Source organism: Mucilaginibacter phenanthrenivorans, assembly GCF_024721155.1.
Classification (GTDB): domain Bacteria; phylum Bacteroidota; class Bacteroidia; order Sphingobacteriales; family Sphingobacteriaceae; genus Mucilaginibacter; species Mucilaginibacter phenanthrenivorans.
Map to the genome: position 1 here is coordinate 113,493 of NZ_JAHVAP010000011.1, position 19,044 is coordinate 132,536.

Below are 19,044 nucleotides of genomic sequence, written 5' to 3' on the forward strand. Positions count from 1 at the left end.
ATTACCAATTTGGCATACAGGTTGATAAATGTACCCGATAATATTAAAGGAAAAAACATCCCGGTAGAATTACTGGCGATAGATAAGTACGCAAAAATCATGGGCAAGCCACTGAAAGGCCTATCGGACTAAAAGCGCTGCAAACCTGGGTTTGCGTTTTTACAAGGGTAGATAATAGATCAAGTGCAAAAGGCCTTACCATGCAGGTAAGGCCTTTTACAATATTTTATATTACCAACGGCTGCCACCGCCGCCACCGCCACGGTTGTTGTCGCGAGAGTAGCCGCCACCGCCGCCACTTCCACCACGGCTTCCGCCGCCGCCATAGCCACCACCGCCACCGCGGTTGCCGCCATAACCACCGCCGCCGCCGCTTCTGCGGTCGTCACGTTTCTTTTCTTCTGCCTGGCTAACCGCAATTGATCTGCCTTTAACATCAGCGCCGTTTAAGCCTGTGATCGCTTTTTGAGCGGCCTCATCATCTGACATTTCTACAAAGCCGAAACCCTTGCTTCTGCCGGTTTCTCTGTCACTAATTAATTTTACGGTGCTAACTTCACCATAGGCTTCGAAAAGCTCTCTTAAATCGGCTTCCTCTAATGAGAAAGGAAGACTTCCTACGAATATGTTCATCAAAATTTAATTTATTACGGGCAAGTCTACTTTTGCTCACCACCTTATTATTGACATCAAATATAGTAATAGATATTTTATACTTAATGCAACTATTTACAAATACACGAAACTTATTTTTAAAAATACATTAAATTACAGCTTTTATGTGATATAATTTGTCGTTCAACTTAACTTCAGCACCGGCTTTCTGTCCCATAAGCTTAATTCCAATTGGCGAACCCGGCGATATTGCAAAATACTTCTCATCCTTAACAGTTAAAATTCCTGCGCTAACAGCAACATAAAAGTTACCGCTGTTGGTTATAACCACACTCCCGGTATCAACATTATCAGCAACAGTATTGGGACTTATTTTGTTTAGCGCAACTTTTAATTTATTGGCTTCATTTAATTGCTTCATATTCCGGTCGGTTTCCTGCTGCATCATTTCGCGGCCGGTTTCGTATTTATCACCGGCGCTGCTCTTGGTATCATCAGTAGATGCCTTTTGGGCCTCGTTAATGGCCAGCTGCGCCGCCTCCATGCTTTTTTGCACGTAGTTAAGGCACTGGTTGTATAATTCTTTTTTTAGTTCGATCATTTGATGGGGTCCGAAAGTCGGAAAAGTCAGTAAAGTGCGAAAGATAGCTGTTTTAGACGAAAAGTCACTGCAACACGGTGCTCTTCAGTTACAGGCAGCGTTCGAAGAATTGCAAGCATATTGTCCCCAAAACTATTGTGAGTTATTGCAGCGCATAGCTGTCATCATGTATGAGTGTTAGCACGACTTTATAAGCGGTTTTTTTCTCCCAGCGTGCTATCAGCCAGGCAATAAAACTCAAAGTGAAGATATCGTTATTCTCGTCCCTGCCTGCCAGGTTTAAAACCGCTTTTCTATACGCCGTTTCAAAAACCACATCGGGTTTCAACAGGTATTTTTCAACCATCCTCAAAAACAACAGCACGCGTTCTTCGGAAGTTTTCAGCAGATACTTCTTATACCTGCGTCGGAAGCTGTTTAGTCGGGACATGGCAAGCTCGATGTTAGAGAACTGTGCGTGGACCAAAATTTCCATCAAGTTCTTTCGAATGGTCCATAACATGCCCATTTTTTTTTCATACCAGGCATCGGTGCGCGTCAGTAAAGTCAGCTGTTTTAAACTTCCCCGCTCATTGCACAAGGCTAAAAACATTGCCAGGCATATTCGTAAATCCTCGACGTCCTCCGGCTTAGACCTATACTTTGTGTTGGAGAGCGATTCCTCTAATAGCGCGATCGCATCATTAGCAAAGCCTGTAAAGAACAGGTTGAGCGCAGACAGTAACTGGTGAGGTAAATAAAACAGCGCATAATAGCGACTATCCGTTACCATTAAATCCATCATGTCCTTAAGATAGGATGCACTCCCTGCGAAATTCTGTCGCCTCAGATGAAAGTTCGCCAAAAAATATAAGATGGATATATGGTAAAAAAGATAAGATTGTTTTTTATGCACCTGGGCTTGCATAAATTTATTCGTCCGATCGACATAGCGTTCTATCAGCCCATAATTCTGCTGTATTGCCGCGTATTCATTCGCGATGAAGAGAATTTGGTAAATGGACTTGTAGGTCATCAGGTCTTGTGAGGAAATTTTATACTTCCGGATTGTCTTCAGTATCAAGGCCGTCAAATTAACGATCTTCCCTTTCAAATGTATCTCCTGCAGTTCCTGCCTCAAAAAGGCATAAGCCATATTGAGCTTGGCCTCGCGTTGCATATCAGACTGGTTCCGTAGGAAGCGTACGGTCAAAGCATCGAGGCCTTCTGCTCCCGGCAGGTGGGTGTATTGTACCTTTAACAGCAAGATCTCGTTCAACAAATTAAACTGCTCCAAATGTTCAGCCAGCCGTTCAGCCTTATCCAAACATTTAAACGCTATCTTGATCACATCATTCTCCAACAAAAAACGTCCCACTACAACGAGGCGCAGTGCATCATAGGTGTCAGAATTATTATTTTCAAAAGTCTTCTGCGATAAGAACAGCAGCAAATTATCCTGCAATCTTTTGCGTAAAGCATGGTATGCATCATTATTTTTCTTCGACTCGTAAAGCTTGTTTAAACCATTTATATCGTCAGTTTCTATCAAATCCAGCAAAGCTAAATTCTTCACATCAAACCTTTTGTTTTTCTGCTGTAAAAACAGCCTGAAAAGCTTTTTGTCTGTACTATTGAGCAGGTTAACTAACTCCGAAAGCGAGTCCATATAGATATATTAGTGTACATAAAGGTACAATAATTACAAATTATATCGTCAGTAATTTCCATAATCTGATTTTCGCAGGTCTATTCCGCATCCGACATTTGCTTTCATATTAATCACAAAACAAAATAATATGGAACCGCTACAACACAGAACAGAAGAAAATTCATCCATCTTAAAACATGGCGAAAAGGTTAGAAACCCTTTTAAACCGACTGCCGCATTTATAGGCGCCTCATGGTTTGCCTTATTAACAGGAATGGTGGGATATTGCGTCGGCTTATGGAACGCAAGTATGGGGTTGAACGAAAAGGGATATTATTTCACCATTTTATTATTTGGCTTATTCGCCGTAATCTCCGTACAAAAAAGCGTTAGGGACAGGGCTGAAGGGCTCGCCGTTACGGACCTTTACTACGGCCTGAGTTGGTTTGCCACTATTGCGGCAATGATCCTGTTGACGATTGGCCTTTGGAATGCAAGTCTCGCGCTAAGCGAGAAAGGCTTTTACGCCATGGCATTCTGCCTAAGCATGTTTTCGGCCATTGCCGTACAAAAAAACACCCGCGACGCAAAGATGTTCGAGGATAAAGAGTTGTAACGTAGCGGTTGCTACCCCGCAGCACTTTGCCTGGCAAGTCTGCGGGGTTTATTTACGCATTACTCCCAAACTTCTCTAAATACGAAAGTCCCCTTGCACTCGCTGCTTGGGGACTTTCAACCTAAACCTTATCACAATTATAAATGCGAGAATGCATCTATATGCAGTACTAACGTAATAAAGTACCATTCTGTTTTATCGAATTAAAAAAACTTGCAATTTTATGATAATTTATTTTCCAGCGCTGAATGTTCGCGTTAAAAAGCATCGTTTTCCCCCTAATATTTATATAAATTCAGTAAAAAACTTTAACGATTCGACGATGTGAACCGACCAATATGACCACTCATGTCCGCCCGGATTTTCCCCGTATATGTGCGGTATTCCCTCCTTATCCATTTTTTCATGGAGGCTGCGATTGTAGTTGATCAACAGGTCGCCTGTGCCACAGTCAAACCGTACTGGTGGCAACTGCTTACGGTATTTCACGAATGTTTCAAATACATCCTCATCGGCCACAGTATCCTGGGCATAATGTTTTAATGATTCTTCTACAAAGAATTTGATCTGCGGCAGGCTGGTAATGGCTGAATGCGCTGAAATCGCCCTGAATTTATCACCATACTTAGCCCCAATACGCAGTGCGCCAAATCCGCCCATTGACATCCCCGAAATAAACAACGGCGAACTTTCATTTGCGCCCCTAATGCTCAGGGCTAAGGCATCAGGCACATCCTCGGCTATCCATTTTTCAAAATTATAGGAGTTGAGCGGTAAATACGCCGAACCATCCCCCCACATCCCGTCAGACGGCATTGCAATTATCATAGGCGGAAGTTCGCCTTTTTCAATCAGCTCATTAGCTTTTAAATGGACTCCCGAACTAAATGCCCAGCTCCAGGCGCTGCCATAAACGCCGTGTAAAAGTATTACTATGGGCAATGTATCAGTTGGGCCAACATTGGCAGGCACGTAAACACAAATATCACCCCGGCCCTTCAGATGAGGTGTTTTTACCGTAATAAAGCGAAGATTATGATTTTCGAACGAAGGATTGGATACCTCTAAAGTTTTAAACCTGGGCACGGGCAAAACTGATCCCGGCCTGATTCTGAATTTGACCATTGAATGTATTGAACTTGTTTAAGTAGTAGTATATATCTTTTTACAGCAGTAACGCACAATCACAAAAGATCGCTACAACAGGCAGGAAAAACAATTTAGCAACACTGCCCGGAGTTGATCAATCAAAAGATGCTGCAAAACAACCGATTTTTTTCGGGCTAAAACATGCAAATATTGGCGATTTGTAGGAAGATATTACCCGATTGGTAAACATTCAACCTTATTAAATATTATACGGGCGATACGATTGATAAAATTTACCATTTTTATAACAAATACCGCATTGTTTTTTGCTGTGGGGATGTATACTTTCATCCAGCCAATTATTTAAATAATGAAAGTTAAGGTACTATTACTTTTTGTGCTGGAGTGCGCTATTGTTAGCACCGGCGTGGTTGCCCAAAAAAAAGCTGCAAACCAGGAGGAGATCATCTATCACATCTTTCAACGTAGCTTTTATGACAGCAATGGCGATATGCACGGCGACCTGAACGGCATTCGCCAAAAGCTGGATTACCTGCAAAAACTTGGCGTTACAGCGGTATTGCTTACGCCACTGTACGAATCCGTTTTTTATCATAACTATTTTTCAAGTGATTTTAAGAAGATCGACCCCAAATATGGCACGCTTAATGATTACCTGGCGCTTGTTAAAGAGCTTCATCGCCGGGGGATGAAGTTTTATATGGACATGGAAACGCAATATGTTACCGAGGACCATACCTGGTGGAAAGACGGTCTAAATAACTTTAATTCGCCCTATGCCGACTATATTATTTATGACGATAAGGCGCATACAAAGCCCACAACAATAGTTTATAACCTGGAGGGATTAAAAGGCTATGACGATGTGTACCGCAAAATAACTACCGTTAACTTAAACAGCCCAAAGGTGCTGGAATACAATTACCAGCTTTTTAAATACTGGATGGACCCTAACGGTGATGGTAAATTTGATGACGGTGTGGACGGCTTCAGGCTTGACCATATGATGGATGACCTTGATGGTAAGCACATCCTCCCCCACCTTTTCGACACCTTTTGGAACCCTTTGTTAAGCAGGTTGCGCCAGGTTAATCCGAAGATAAGCATTGTTGCCGAGCAGGCGCAATGGCTATCATTAGGGTTGGATTACCTGCAGCATGGCGGTGTCGACCGGGTGTTTGCATTCAGGCTGGCTTATTCTATCCGTGCACTAAATAAAAAAATGCTCACCCAAAATGCCGACTCTACTTTTTCTGCAACCCCGGCAGGTAAACAACAGGTGGTATTTATTGAGAATCACGACACCCCCCGCTTTAGCTACGACGCAAAAGGCAACCCAGGCAAGCTAAAGGTAGCAGCCGCTTTAAACCTGCTGATAGGTGGCGTGCCATCCATTTATTACGGACAGGAACTTGGGATGACCGGCTCCAGCGCCAAATTTGGGGCCACCGATGCCAACGAGATCCCCGACAGGGAAGCGTTTGAATGGTATAAAACTGATGAGGGCAAAGGCATGGCATACTGGTACAAACAAACCGGGCCACATAAGGATGCGTTTAATAATGATAAGCCAAACGACGGCATCTCGCTTGAAGAAGAGCAGGATGAACCAAACTCTTTGTGGAACTTTTACCGCCGGATGATCGCTATCCGCAAGGCAAATCCAATAATATCAAAGGGTACCTATAAGACATTACCCAATGATAACGATCACGTGTTCAGCTTTATGCACTATGATGGCAGCAGGCAATTTATAGTTGTGGTAAACCTTTCGAACAAAGCGGTATCCGCAAATATCATCCGTGGTTTAGGCAATAAATTAAAAGTTTTATATGGCGATAGCAAGCCCGTTGTTAGCGGAAGTTCAGTATTTGTGAGTTTGCCGGCTTATGGGGTAGCAATCTGGGGAATGTAGTTAACACGCCTGTATCGCTTTGTCCTCTCCCTCAAGCTACAATCACCTCTTCCATCCCTCCAAAGCTGCGCATAAATTTTTTGCGGTAGTTAAGCGGACTCAGCTGCATTTTAACCTTAAACATTTTGTAAAAGTGCGACACATCGCCAAAACCGCTCTCAAAGGCAATTTCGGAGATGGGTTTATCCGTTTGCACCAGCTGCTGAATGGCGTAATTGAGGCGATACTCAATTATTGTTTCCATAAAGGTTTTACGGGTGATCTTTTTAAAGTATTTGCAAAAAGCATTGGTGGTCATGTTGGCAATACCGGCGGCGGTGTCAAGCGAAACCTGGTGCCTGAAGTTTTCAACCAGGTAGGCAAATACCGGGTTTATGCGTTCCTGTTCGGCCAGCGAACGTTCTGCAATTAGCTGGTTTTGGTCAAGCAATGCATATTCGGCTGATTGTGCCAGGCGCTGCAGCGCTTCAAGCAGGCCAATCAACAACCGAAAGCTATTATCCTCTGCGCTAAGGGCCAGCAAGCTTTGATTAACTGCCCGCTGCGTATCGCCATGAAAGCTGATCCCGCTTCCGCTTTTTTGAAAAAGGCGTTTAATATGTTGAAGTTCTATTTTATTAAAGAAATCAGCACCTAAAAAGGCGCCATCAAACTGGATCACAATTGCACCTGCCGGTCGCATTTCCTGTGTGTCGTCCAGCTTCCAGCAGTGCGGAACGTTGGGCCCTATCAGCACCAGGTCGCCGCTGGTAAAGTTTTGCATGTGGCTGCCCACGTAACGCTTGCCCGAGCCCGCTACAATATAGGTTAATTCATACTCCGCATGGAAGTGATAGGGTGCGTCAAAGGCAAAACTATCGAACTTTCGCAGCAAAAACGACAGACCGTTTACCGGCTGAAGAATCTCATACGAGGCCTTTATCATGGTATATTTTAATAAATTTTATTTATATGTTAAATATAGGGATAAAATAAACCACAATTACACCATTTAAGTCATTTTTTTTGGCGAAAAGTATAATTTACTTTGAGTATAAACCAATAAATAACATGGAGACCCAAGTATTGCCATTGCTGGACGACCTTATAAGAACACCTCAGGATAATATTGATGAGTTCCAGGAAAAGGGGCATACCCTTGTGGAAGGTGTACTTAGCGAAGAGGAAATTGCTGTTTACCGACCCATAATTGTAAACGCAGCCGATAAATACAATACCGAAAAGCGTAAGCTGGAAGACAGGGATACTTACGGCAAGGCTTTTTTACAGATAATGAACCTGTGGCAAAGCGACGAAGATGCCCGCAGATTTGTATTGGCTAAACGCATGGCAAAAATTGCCGCTGACCTTATGGGTGTTGCAAACGTACGCCTGTACCACGACCAGGCCCTTTTTAAAGAACCAGGTGGCGGCCCCACCCCATGGCACCAGGACCAGTATTACTGGCCAATTGATACTTATAACACCATAACCATGTGGATGCCTTTGGTTGACATTGATGTTGATATGGGGATGCTAACCTTCGCATCGGGATCGTATACAAAAGGTTCTATATTTAATTTCGAGATCTCGGACGAATCAGAAAGTGCTTATGCTGATTATGTTGCAGCGCATGAATTCCCGATAAGCAGGGCCAATACCATGAAGGCCGGGGATGCCACCTGGCACCGTGGTTTTACCATGCACCATGCCAACAGCAATAATTCTGACAAAATGCGCGAGGTAATGACCATAATTTATGTTGCTGACGGCGCCCGTGTAACCCCATACAAAAATAGCTGGCAAAAAAACGATCACGAAAAATGGCTGATGGGCGTACCTATCGGTTCTGAAATAAATTCAGAGCTGAACCCCAGGTTATTATAAAGGCTCATAAATTTAATTATACCGATCCTTTCGCTGTGGATCCTCAAGAAACCACGATACAAAGATCTTTTGCTCTGTACGAACAGAGTGAATAGGTGCAGCTGTTTTTAGGTACCTGTCATCGTAGTATATAAAATGCTCAAAACCAAGACTAATATTATCAAAAACCCGAACGGTTACTCTCGGCTTTAAAATGCTTACATGATTATTCCCTGCTGCCCCAACATAAGTGTGCAGCAAAAAGTAATAGTAAACAAACGATGCACTTGCATACTTGCCAAAGTTCACAGTGCTTTCGACCTTAGCTTCTAACCCGTCGTTATACGTATAATCCCTCACCTGCGAAGTATCGGGGCCGAAACGGGTACTGTTGCCCGCTAAAGGGACAAGCGCAAAATGCGCGTTGGTATAAATATTTATATTTTTGGTGATCGGGTACTTGGTAAAGATTCCACCACCAAGTCCTATTGCTCCCAGTTCGAATGTTCTGTTATCCCAGTAATCATCATACTGAAATGCGCCGTATAACAGCGACAGCTTGCCAATTTTGGTGTTATCGCCAATCAAATAGCCATATCCGGTTAAATTATCAAGCAGCTTTCTACCCGAGCCAAAACTAAACTCGGTACGCAGCCTGAAAAAATCAAAAGGTTTACGGTAGATATCTTCAAAAGGATTACCATAGTCTAATTGCACGTTTAACAACATTTCTGTTGGACCAGACCCGAAGGCAGATTTGTAATTATTGATTTTATGAATACCGGCAAACAGGGTTATATTCAGCGGTTCCTTTTGATAAACCTCGGTGGTGGTATGCCTGAACGATTTTCCCTGCAGCAAGCGATTAAGTCCTCTTACCGGGTCGACAAGTCCGGCAGTTAATTCACGAAAGAAGCGGTTAGCGCCCCGTGCCCTGTCGTCTAAAATATTCGAACTTAGGCGATAGAAGATCTCTCCTAAAAAAGCGCCGTTTACAGGCGTGTTGATCACGTCGTTGTACGAGGGCCGGGTAGTTTCACCAAAATACTCCCATATCAAACTCCCCCCAACGGCAAAAGGCACAGATTGCAGGTAGCTATACCCCTGCGACCGCGCTGCATTAAAATACATAGAACCAGTGTAAGGGTGCCCGATGAAGTTGATGCCAAACCTGTCTGAATCCCACTCCCACCCTTTATTAAAATTGTAGTTCCAGGTTGATGGGCCCACGTGCGAAAAGTCTTCGCCGAGAAGCCTGTCTAATCCGTTTGTAAATACGTTGATGCCTAATACCTCAACTGCTGGCTTCCATATAGGATATTTCTTATTATACCTGATATCATCATTTAAAAGATCGCCATACTTATTGCGCAGCGTTGTATCTATCAGCGGATTTTTTTTGGGTTGGCTGCCTCCTGTTGAATCTGATAACTGCTGTACTTTAGCAGCTTTAATTTGTTTTAGTTGTTGATTGGGATCGCCTTTTCCGGGCTTTATGGTGTCAATTGGCGTAACCTGCGCAAAAACGTGCGTTGACGTGATCAGCAGGAAACAAAAAAACAGGATTTTTTTACTTTTCCTACCAGTCAATACGGTCGACAAAATAATGGCCAATGTCGAAAACAGGAAGTATAAATTCATCATAGTATAACATAAATGTTATGCTATAACTCCCAATAAATCAAACTGTTTGCATTGTGGAAAGAAAAGTAACTTTCTTATTACAATAAATTAATATAAATCATTTAGAATATGCTCCTGTTGGCGCCGCCATCAACCTGTATGGTTGTGCCGCTGATATACGCGGCTTGCTCCGATGCAAGGAATGTAACCAAAGCAGCCAACTCCTCAGGCTTACCTATGCGGCCTAACGGGATGTTCTTTGCTTTTTCCTTTAATGCCTGTTCGGGGTCTGCATCTTGCGGCAAGGTATGCTTCAACCTGTCAGTTAAGATCATGCCGGGGGCAACATTATTTACGGTGATATTATACGGTCCAAATTCATCGGCCATCAGCTTGGCCATGCCAACAACGCCCATCCGCATACTGGTTGACAATACTGAGTTACCCAGCACCGCCTTTACTGATCCGCTAATGATATTAATGATGCGGCCGCTGCCAGTCTTTTGCATATGTGGCAATACCAGTCTGCTGGTACGGGCAACGCTCAGCAGGTTAAGCTCAAAAGCTTTTTGCCATGCATCATCATCAAAATTCTCGAATTTGTTAAATGGCGGCCCTCCTGCGTTGTTTAACAAAATATCTATCCGTCCAAACTTTTCGGCAGCCTGTTCAATAAAGTGTTTGATCTCGTCACCGTTTGACACATCAACAGGAATAGCGATCACTTCGTTACCGGTGATCCGCTGAATGTCATAAGCTGTTTTCGCAAGTTCAGCCTCATCACGCGAGCCGATAATAACCTTCGCCCCCTCAGCAGATAATGAGGTTGCTATTGCCTTGCCCAGGCCTTTACTGGCGGCTAATACAATGGCTACTTTATTGGTGAGTTTTAAGTCCATATTAGTTGGTTAAGTTGGATTGGGTTAGATTAGGTTGATTGAGTTAAATTGTATCAATAAAAAGTTTTAAGGTCTTAATAAGTTTTAAATTATTTCAAACTTAATCAACCACTCTCTAAATCAACTTACTCAACCTTCTTCTTCAACTCCCTCTTCTCTATACTCAGCAAAAACGCAGGTAGCAAAGTAAGGTTGCTGATCATCGACACCAATAACGTAACAGAAAGCAAAATGCCCAGCGCTTGTGTACCGCCAAATGTTGATGCAGCAAATACACCGAACCCAAAAAACAATATGGTAGCAATATAGATCATACTAACACCCGTTTCGCGGATGGTATCTGATACAATAGCCGAGATACTTTTTTTAGTACTTTTCAATTCCTGCCTGTAGCGGGTTATAAAGTAAATGGTTTGGTCGGAAGATATCCCCATGGCTATGCTAAAAATCAGGATGCTGGATGGTTTAAGCGGGATGCCAAAGAAACCCATTATACCTGCGGTAATAACCAGCGGGATAAGGTTTGGCAGTAATGATACAGCGATCATTTTCACCCCCCGGAACAGAATCCACATGATGATAGCTATCAAAACTATTGCCCAGGCGAGGCTCTCGTACAGGTTTTTCACCATATAGTTAGCCCCTTTTATAAATATTATGCTCGATCCGGTTAGCTCAACGTGGTATTTCGTAGGGTTGAATATCGAATCGATGCCTGGCTGCAGATCAACAAGCACCTTGTTCATTTTGGCTGAGCCGATATCCACCATTTCAAAAGTCACCCTTGTAAAGCGGCGGGTACTGTCGAGATAGCTTTTCAGCATATCGGTGCTCTTGCCCGAGTTACCCGCATATCCTAAAATAAAACCCTGCTCCATACCGCTTGGCAGGCGGTAATACTCCGGGTTGCCGCCGTAAAATGATTGGGTTAAGAACTTCAATCCTTGCGTTAACGATAACGACCTGCTAAACTCCGGCTTGGACGAGATCAGTTTTTCAAGCCTTTCAACCTTACGGATGACAGCATTATTCATTACTCCATTCTTGCGTTTAGTGTCGATGCTTACCTCCAACGGCAACACGCCTTTAAAGTTGGCCTCAAAAAAGCGCAGATCGGTAAGTGTATTATTTGATTTGGGCAGATCATCAACAACATAGCTGTTAACGTTTATCCTGGTAACACCATACGTGCATATAATTACAAGTATTATGGTCACGGTATAAATTGCCTTGCGGTGGTTATGAACCAGGTGATCCATAATTGTTAAGATGGCGCGGATAAACTTGCGGTCCTTTATCTTATCCTGGCGTGCTTTAGGGTTCGGCAGATAACTGAAGATAATTGGCACTAAAATAAGGCTTAGTGCAAAAGTCACCATAATGCTGGTTGATGCTACCAGCCCGAATTGTACCAACAGTTCGCTATTGGTAAGGCACAGTACTGCGAAACCAATTGCTGTAGTAACATTGGCGATAAAAGTGGTGATGCCAGCCTTTGCTATCGTAGTATGCAGGGCCTGCATTTTATTGCCTGTAATACCATACTCGTAATAGTATTTATTGAGTATGAACACACTATTCGGCACCCCAATAATTACTACCAGCGATGGCATGATGCCTGTGAGGATGGTGATTTCATAATGCATCAGCACCAGGATGCCCATGCTGAAGGTAACGCCAAGCAATACCACTACTGCCGGGAAGAACACAGCATAAAATGAGCGGAATATCAGGGTAAGAATGGTCAGTGTAATTAACAATGACAGGCCAAGGAAAAGCACAAACTCGTTCTTGATCAGGTCGCCGGCTACAGTTCTGATCAGCGGCAAACCAGAATAGTGCATCCGGATGTTATGTTTTTGCTCAAATTCCTTACCATCCTTTAATATGGCATTCAGAATAGGCACGCGCTTAGGCGTATTTATTATCTTACCGTCAAAGCTGATCGCCATCAGGGTTGATTGGCCGTCCTCGCTTAAAACAAGCCCCTTATAAAATGGCAGGGAGTTGAATTTTTGTTTGATGCTATCAGCAGCTTTATCAGTGGCTAGTAAGCCAGGTGTCAGCGGTTTTAATACATATTTATGTTGAAGCGTATCCTTGGTGATATTGTAAACGTTGGCAACAGATACAACGCCGTTAATGCCCTTAATGCCTTTTACATGGCAGGCAATTTTATACCAATCGTTAAAAACATCCTTATCAAATATTTTGGGCGATTTAAAGCCGATCACCATGGTATTGGCATCCTGCCCAAACAGACCTTTGAACTGCATATACCTGATGTAGGCCGAATCGGTTACCGGCAGCACCTTGCCGCCGTTAAAGGTTATTTTTACCTTGCTTGCCTGGTAACCCATAAAAACGCTGCCTAGGATAATAAGCAGCAGCACGGGTAACCTTTTTTTTAAAATAAAATCAGCAAGCTTGTTCCACGTCATATATTGAAGTAAATTTTTCGGGTGGGCAAAACTACGAGATTATGTGCAAATTTGTTGTTCGAATTTAAAGATGTGAAAATTTGATGATTACGCGATCTATAAATCCAGTAATTTAACGATTTGAATATCAACATTTATACATGAAAAAATTAATCCACAGTTTTGGTTACGCATTTAAGGGGGTGGCTTACGCTACCACAAGTCAGCTCAATTTCAGAATTCATTTGTTTGCAACTGCAATAGCTTTATTGCTGGGCTGGTTTCTGCACATCAACACCGGCGAATGGCAATGGCTGATGCTTTGTATCACCATAGTGCTGGTTACCGAGATCTTTAATACGATGATAGAAACACTGGTTGACCTGGTGTCTCCCGGTTATAATGAGAAAGCGGGCCGGATTAAGGATATGGCTGCAGGTGCCGTAGTGATAGCTGCCGCATTTGCGCTCATAACTGGCATCATTATTTTTTTACCCAAGATATTATTATTGATAAATCATGCTGCATAAAACCCGCGGCATAGTATTCAAAACCACCGACTATGGAGAAAGCAGCGTAGTGGTACAGGTTTTTACCGAGAAATTCGGGCTGCAATCATACATGGTCAACGGGGCAAAAAAACCAAAAGCCAAAATAGCCCGCAATATGCTGCAGCCGCTGCATTTGTTGGATATGGTGGTTTATCACAAGGAGGCAGGCAATGTGCAGCGGATAAAAGAGCTTAAGAACTCCCCCCTTTTACAAACCATCCCTTATGATGTAATTAAAAGCAGCCTGGCAATGTTCCTGAATGAGGTTTTATACAAAGCGGTTAAACAGCAAAGCCCTGATGAAAATTTATTCGATTTTGTTTTTAGTGCGATAGAATGGCTGGATCATCAAACAGAAGGGATCGCAAACTTTCACCTGCTGTTTTTAATCCGGTTGAGCCGCTACCTGGGTTTTTACCCGGACAGGTATCTTGCTGGCGAGGCAGACTATTTTGACCTGAAGAATGGCACTTTCCACAGGTACAAGCCCGACAGTATTTTATACCTTTCTCCTCCGCATACACAAAACTTCACTACTTTGTTGCAAAGCAATTTTGAGAATATCATTAATGTTAAGCTAAACAATGATGAACGCAGGTATTTAATCAGCAAGCTATTGGAGTATTATGCTTTACATATTGAAGGCTTTGGAAATATCCGTTCACATGAGGTGTTGGAAGAGGTGCTGGGGTAAGTTAATGAACTGCTAATTTCAGGTCAATATCTCTTAAAAACTTTGTCATTGCGAACGAGGAACAAGTGAAGCAACCTCGTCGCCTTGCATCTTCGCCCTGTATAGCTACGAGGTTGCCGCGCTGTCGCTCGCAATGACAAATTATTTATTTAATGGTTAATACTTCACATTCGATCCATCCCTGATCTCATCCGATGCTTGTTTAACCACCTGGTCGCCGGGTTTCAGATCGCCGGAAACTTCAATTTTACCGTTGGCTTCAATACCTTTTTTTACGTCAACCCATTGAGCTTTATGATCCACTATCTTTATAACAAAAACCTTTTCAGTGGAAGTTACTACAGCAGTTTTTGGCAGGATGATGGTACTGTCGCGAGATGGAAGCGGAACATTCACATCGGCATACATGTGCGGTAATAATTTTTTATCCTTGTTATAAACGTCCATTTCCAAACGCTCTGAACGTAATTTCTCGTCAAGAGCACCTGCAAGGCGTTGAATCTTAGCAGTAAATTTCTGAGTTCCCAATGCCTGGACGGTAAAGTTCACTTCGTTTTTGTTGGTTAAGCCACCTGTATAATTTTCAGGGACTGATACCACCAAACGTAACCTTGTCTGGTCTTGTAAAACAAATAGCGGATCAGTTCCCTTGCCGCCCGGACCAACATAAGCGCCCAAATTTACATTACGGGCAGTTATAACGCCATCAAACGGTGCCCTGATCTCCAAATAAGCTACGCTTGCACCAACTTCCTTGTAAGCCGATTTTGCAGCTTCCACATTTGCAAAGTCTGAATTCTTTTTGGCTTCAGCTTGTTCCAGGTCGTTTTGTGAAACAGTACCTGGAGTTTTGCTGGTGCTTAGCAAACGGTCGTAAGTTGCCTTACTGGCGAAATAAATAGCCTGTTGCTGTTGAATACGTGACTGTGCACCTGCCAACTGCGAATTGATCTCGGGTGCTTCCAGCGTAGCCAATAACTGGCCCGCGTGTACCTGCGAGCCGATATCAACCAATAGCTTTTTAACGTAGCTGTTCACCTTTGCATAAAGGTCAACCTGCTGATACGGCAGCAACTCGCCGGGAACGGCAATGGTTGAACTGATTTTCCCCTTTTCAACAGGTACAGGCACAACGGTCGGTGTTTCAACAGCGTCAACCTGAGCTACGGTTTGCGCCTGCTCTTCCTGCTGCTTTTTATCGGGCCCGCATGAGCTCAATAACGCAGCGCTTATAAATAGGCCGGTTAAGGCTCTCAGTGTATTCTTTTTATTATTCATGGTGATGCAAAGGGACATAAAATTTACTTTCTTTATCTTCAGGGTCTAACGAAACAGATTCAGTTGATGCATTGCCTTGTACCCAGGCAAATACAAGTGGTAATATTAGCAAGGCTGCAAAGGTTGAAGCAAACAAACCACCGATAACCGCTCGGCCTAGCGGAGAGGTTTGATCACCGCCCTCGCCAAGGCCCGATGCCATTGGGATCATACCTACAATCATGGCCAAACTGGTCATCAGGATAGGACGCAATCGCAGCGCAACCGCCTCACGAGCCGATTGCAGTGCATTGCCGTTATGCTTTCTCAATTCTTCGGCATTGGTAACTAACAGCACCGCGTTGGAGATGGACACGCCCACTGACATGATCATCCCCATGTATGATTGCAGGTTGAGCGTAGCACCGGTTAATTTAACCAACATCAACGAACCGAACAACACAGCCGGCACAGTTGACAATACGACCAATGAAACTTTAAACGACTGGAAGTTAGCTGCCAGCATTAAAAAGATCACCAAAATAGCTACTATCAAACCTGTCTGCAGGCTATCGAGTGTATCAGTTAATGTAAGGCCCATACCATGCAGTTCTACTGTTAAACCACGTGGCAATTTACCTAAAGACGCTATTGCTTTGTTAACATCGTCGGTTGCGGTACCCAAATCCTTTTTGTTGATGTTAGCCGTTACTGATAATGTTGGCACAGCGCCAATATCATCATTCTCGCCGTACGTAAATCCCTTTTTGATGTCAGCAACATCACCCAATACCGGGCGCGGCTGATTTGCCAATACCGGGATCTGGCGAATATCATCAATGCTTGACATTTGATACTCGGGAATCTGTACCTGTACCAAATAGCTCAGGTTAGGTTTTTCGTCGATCCAGTTGTTTTTTTCGGTAAAACGGGATGATGATGTGGAGGCCGTTAACGTACGTGAGATATCATTGATGCTTACGCCCAACTCTGCCGCACGTACTCTATTGATGTTAATATCGATAGTAGGATATTTGTATGATTGTGCAATCTGTACATCCCGCAGGTAGTCAATCTTATTAAGTTTTGCCACAATTTTGTTAGCATACTCAACATTTTGTAGTTTGTTTTTACCGATCAACGCCACCTCGATAGGTGTAGGTGAACCCTGGCTTAAAATCTTATCGGTAAGCTCAATCGGTTCAAACGAAATCTGCATATCAGGCAGTGCCTTTTTCATAGCTTTCCTGAAACGTTCCTTCAAATCATCAAGGTTTTCCTTATAGCTTTCTACCAAACTCACCTGCATAACTGATTCCTGCGGACCAGCCATAAACATATAAATCGGGTTTGTAGAGAACGACGAAGGGTGTGTACCCACCACCGTTGAGGTGATCTCGATGTTATTCTTACCTACTAAATTCTGTAATACTTTTAGGGCTTTAATGGTGCTTTCTTCGGTACGTTCAAGCCGCGTACCATCTGCACCGCGCAGCCTCACCTGGAAAGAACCTGAGTTAACCTTTGGTAACACGTCACGCCCTATCACGTTAAATAACAGGAACGCCAGGCCGAAGGCACCGATCACGTATACGATTACGATCAACTTGCGGGCCGGGATCATCCTGTCTATTAAAGCCAGGTAGCGTATCCTGAACTTGTCGAACCCGGTAAGTTTGTGGCCGTTTTGTTTAGTAGCATTTTTAATGGCAAGTTCTTTTTGCTGCCATGGCTCACCCTCGTCTTCCAATGCAAAACCATCCTTGTGGCTGTGATCTTCATGCTTGTTTACCATTATCCAGTTTGCCATTATCGGCACAAAGGTTTGGGCCAGCAAGTAAGAAATGATCATTGAAAAGCCAATAGCCAATGACAATGGCAGGAACAATGCTCCGGGAATGCCCGTCATAGTAAAGGCCGGTGCAAACACCGCCAGGATACAAAACAGGATGAGCAATTTAGGAAAGGCAATCTCCTTACAGGCATCCCATATAGCCAACGCCTTAGGCTTGCCCATATCAAAGTGCTGGTGAATATTTTCAATGGTTACCGTGGACTCATCGACCAAAATCCCGATAGCCAGCGAAAGTCCGCTCAGCGTCATGATATTGATAGTTTGATGAAACAGGTAAAGGAAACCAACTGCTGAGATAACACAGGTAGGGATAGTTAATATTACAATCAGCGCACCACGTCTATCGCCTAAAAACAGCAATACCATTAAACCGGTAAGTACAGCACCAATGGCACCTTCTTCGGCCAGACTCTTTACGGCATTTATTACATATACCGATTGGTCAAATACAAACGAAAGCTTAACATCCGGCGGCACCAGTGCCTGGAATCTTGGTAATGCCTTTTTAAGATTCTGTACCACATCCCATGTAGAAGCCGATGCAGCCTTTGTTATGGGCAGATAAACCGAGCGCTTACCGTTTATCAGCGCATAGCCATTGGTGATATCCGCACCGTCTTCAACGGTTGCCACATCGTGTAAAAACACAGTTTGTACACCATTTTTAAATAGAGGGATATTGCCAAAATCCGGAATTTGCTTGATAGTGGTGTTTGCAGGGGTCAAGTAGTTAAGATTTCCAATACGAACGTTACCGGCCGGTGTATTCTGGTTGTTATCGCGCAAGGCCTGTACAATCTGGTCTGGCGTTAAGTTGTGTGATCGTAATAGTTCCGGATCAACCTTAATAACAACCGTACGCTGGTTACCACCAAAGGGAGCCGGAGCAACAAGGCCCGGTACCGATGTAAAGGACGAGCGTACATAAACCAGCGCAAAATCAAGCAATTCATTATTTGAACGAGTCGGACTACTCAGTACCAACTGGCCTACCGGTAAGGTCGACGCGTCAAATCTTAAGATAAACGGGGGCTGCGATCCTTGCGGGAAACCAGCCTGGGCACGGTTGGTATAACTCGTGACCTCCGCCGCGGCTTGGGCCATGTTCGTACCCTCGTAAAATGTTACTTTTATTAATGTTAAGCCCTGGATGTTTTTTGTTTCGATACTTTTAACACCGGATACAAACAAAAGTAAGTTAACGTATTGCTTACCAAAATAAGCCTCCATTTGGTTTGGAGTAAAACCACCATATGGGTGAGACACATAGATCACCGGCAAATTCAAATCCGGGAAAATATCTATCTTAATACTTTTTACTGCATTTATACCAAAGAAAAATAATCCAGCTACTATAACCAATATCGTGATTGGTTTCTGCAGCGCACCTTTAATCATTCCCATTATCTATTT

At 43.5% G+C, this 19,044-nt stretch carries 15 protein-coding genes; 5 read left to right on the forward strand and 10 right to left on the reverse strand.

The window, feature by feature from the left end:
• Window positions 1–231 precede the first annotated feature (231 nt).
• From rbp to KXD93_RS23890, 3 genes are all read right to left on the reverse strand, one after another.
• Complete coding sequence (gene rbp, locus KXD93_RS23880; protein WP_258139920.1) at window positions 232–633, reverse strand: RNA-binding regulator; 402 nt, start codon at window positions 631–633, stop codon at window positions 232–234.
• Window positions 634–763: 130 nt separating this feature from the next.
• Window positions 764–1,216, reverse strand: coding sequence for a 3-oxoacyl-ACP synthase (locus tag KXD93_RS23885; RefSeq protein ID WP_258139921.1), 453 nt, complete (start codon window positions 1,214–1,216; stop codon window positions 764–766).
• A 142-nt stretch (window positions 1,217–1,358) separates the two neighbouring features.
• Window positions 1,359–2,864 (reverse strand): hypothetical protein, encoded by a 1,506-nt coding sequence (locus tag KXD93_RS23890; RefSeq protein ID WP_258139922.1) that lies wholly within the window; start codon window positions 2,862–2,864, stop codon window positions 1,359–1,361.
• A 130-nt stretch (window positions 2,865–2,994) separates the two neighbouring features.
• Between KXD93_RS23890 and yiaA the strand changes: the two genes are divergently transcribed.
• Complete coding sequence (gene yiaA / locus KXD93_RS23895; RefSeq protein WP_258139923.1) at window positions 2,995–3,462, forward strand: inner membrane protein YiaA; 468 nt, start codon at window positions 2,995–2,997, stop codon at window positions 3,460–3,462.
• Between the two features lie 285 nt (window positions 3,463–3,747).
• Here the strand turns inward: yiaA and KXD93_RS23900 are convergent, their stop codons facing one another.
• Window positions 3,748–4,587, reverse strand: coding sequence for an alpha/beta hydrolase (locus tag KXD93_RS23900; RefSeq protein ID WP_258139924.1), 840 nt, complete (start codon window positions 4,585–4,587; stop codon window positions 3,748–3,750).
• Between the two features lie 334 nt (window positions 4,588–4,921).
• Between KXD93_RS23900 and KXD93_RS23905 the strand changes: the two genes are divergently transcribed.
• A complete protein-coding gene (locus tag KXD93_RS23905; RefSeq protein WP_258139925.1) occupies window positions 4,922–6,487 on the forward strand; it encodes an alpha-amylase family glycosyl hydrolase in 1,566 nt (521 codons plus the stop codon).
• A gap of 31 nt (window positions 6,488–6,518) precedes the next feature.
• Here KXD93_RS23905 and KXD93_RS23910 read toward each other — a convergent pair whose 3' ends face one another.
• Complete coding sequence (locus tag KXD93_RS23910) at window positions 6,519–7,412, reverse strand: AraC family transcriptional regulator (protein ID WP_258139926.1); 894 nt, start codon at window positions 7,410–7,412, stop codon at window positions 6,519–6,521.
• 125 nt (window positions 7,413–7,537) lie between these two features.
• On the opposite strand from KXD93_RS23910, the gene KXD93_RS23915 reads away from it, so the two are divergent.
• Entirely contained in the window at window positions 7,538–8,353 is an 816-nt protein-coding gene (locus tag KXD93_RS23915; RefSeq protein ID WP_258139927.1) for a phytanoyl-CoA dioxygenase family protein, read from the forward strand.
• 12 nt (window positions 8,354–8,365) lie between these two features.
• Here the strand turns inward: KXD93_RS23915 and KXD93_RS23920 are convergent, their stop codons facing one another.
• The 3 genes from KXD93_RS23920 to KXD93_RS23930 all read right to left on the reverse strand — a co-directional run bounded on the left by KXD93_RS23920 (window position 8,366) and on the right by KXD93_RS23930 (window position 13,295).
• Window positions 8,366–9,976, reverse strand: coding sequence for a DUF3943 domain-containing protein (locus KXD93_RS23920; protein WP_258139928.1), 1,611 nt, complete (start codon window positions 9,974–9,976; stop codon window positions 8,366–8,368).
• Between the two features lie 101 nt (window positions 9,977–10,077).
• Entirely contained in the window at window positions 10,078–10,854 is a 777-nt protein-coding gene (locus KXD93_RS23925; RefSeq protein WP_258139929.1) for an SDR family oxidoreductase, read from the reverse strand.
• A 125-nt stretch (window positions 10,855–10,979) separates the two neighbouring features.
• Window positions 10,980–13,295 (reverse strand): efflux RND transporter permease subunit, encoded by a 2,316-nt coding sequence (locus KXD93_RS23930; RefSeq protein WP_258139931.1) that lies wholly within the window; start codon window positions 13,293–13,295, stop codon window positions 10,980–10,982.
• A gap of 140 nt (window positions 13,296–13,435) precedes the next feature.
• On the opposite strand from KXD93_RS23930, the gene KXD93_RS23935 reads away from it, so the two are divergent.
• Both KXD93_RS23935 and recO read left to right on the forward strand, forming a co-directional pair.
• Complete coding sequence (locus KXD93_RS23935; RefSeq protein WP_258139932.1) at window positions 13,436–13,804, forward strand: diacylglycerol kinase; 369 nt, start codon at window positions 13,436–13,438, stop codon at window positions 13,802–13,804.
• Window positions 13,794–14,519: a DNA repair protein RecO gene (gene recO / locus KXD93_RS23940; protein ID WP_258139933.1), complete on the forward strand. Its 726-nt coding sequence runs from the start codon at window positions 13,794–13,796 to the stop codon at window positions 14,517–14,519. Before KXD93_RS23935 ends, recO begins: the two co-directional genes overlap by 11 nt.
• 156 nt (window positions 14,520–14,675) lie before the next feature.
• Here recO and KXD93_RS23945 read toward each other — a convergent pair whose 3' ends face one another.
• Together KXD93_RS23945 and KXD93_RS23950 are read right to left on the reverse strand one after the other, a co-directional pair.
• A complete protein-coding gene (locus KXD93_RS23945) occupies window positions 14,676–15,797 on the reverse strand; it encodes an efflux RND transporter periplasmic adaptor subunit (RefSeq protein ID WP_258139934.1) in 1,122 nt (373 codons plus the stop codon).
• Window positions 15,790–19,035, reverse strand: a complete 3,246-nt coding sequence (locus KXD93_RS23950) for an efflux RND transporter permease subunit (protein WP_258139935.1) — start codon at window positions 19,033–19,035, stop codon at window positions 15,790–15,792. The genes KXD93_RS23945 and KXD93_RS23950 overlap by 8 nt, the downstream gene beginning before the upstream one ends.
• Between the last annotated feature and the right edge of the window lie 9 nt (window positions 19,036–19,044).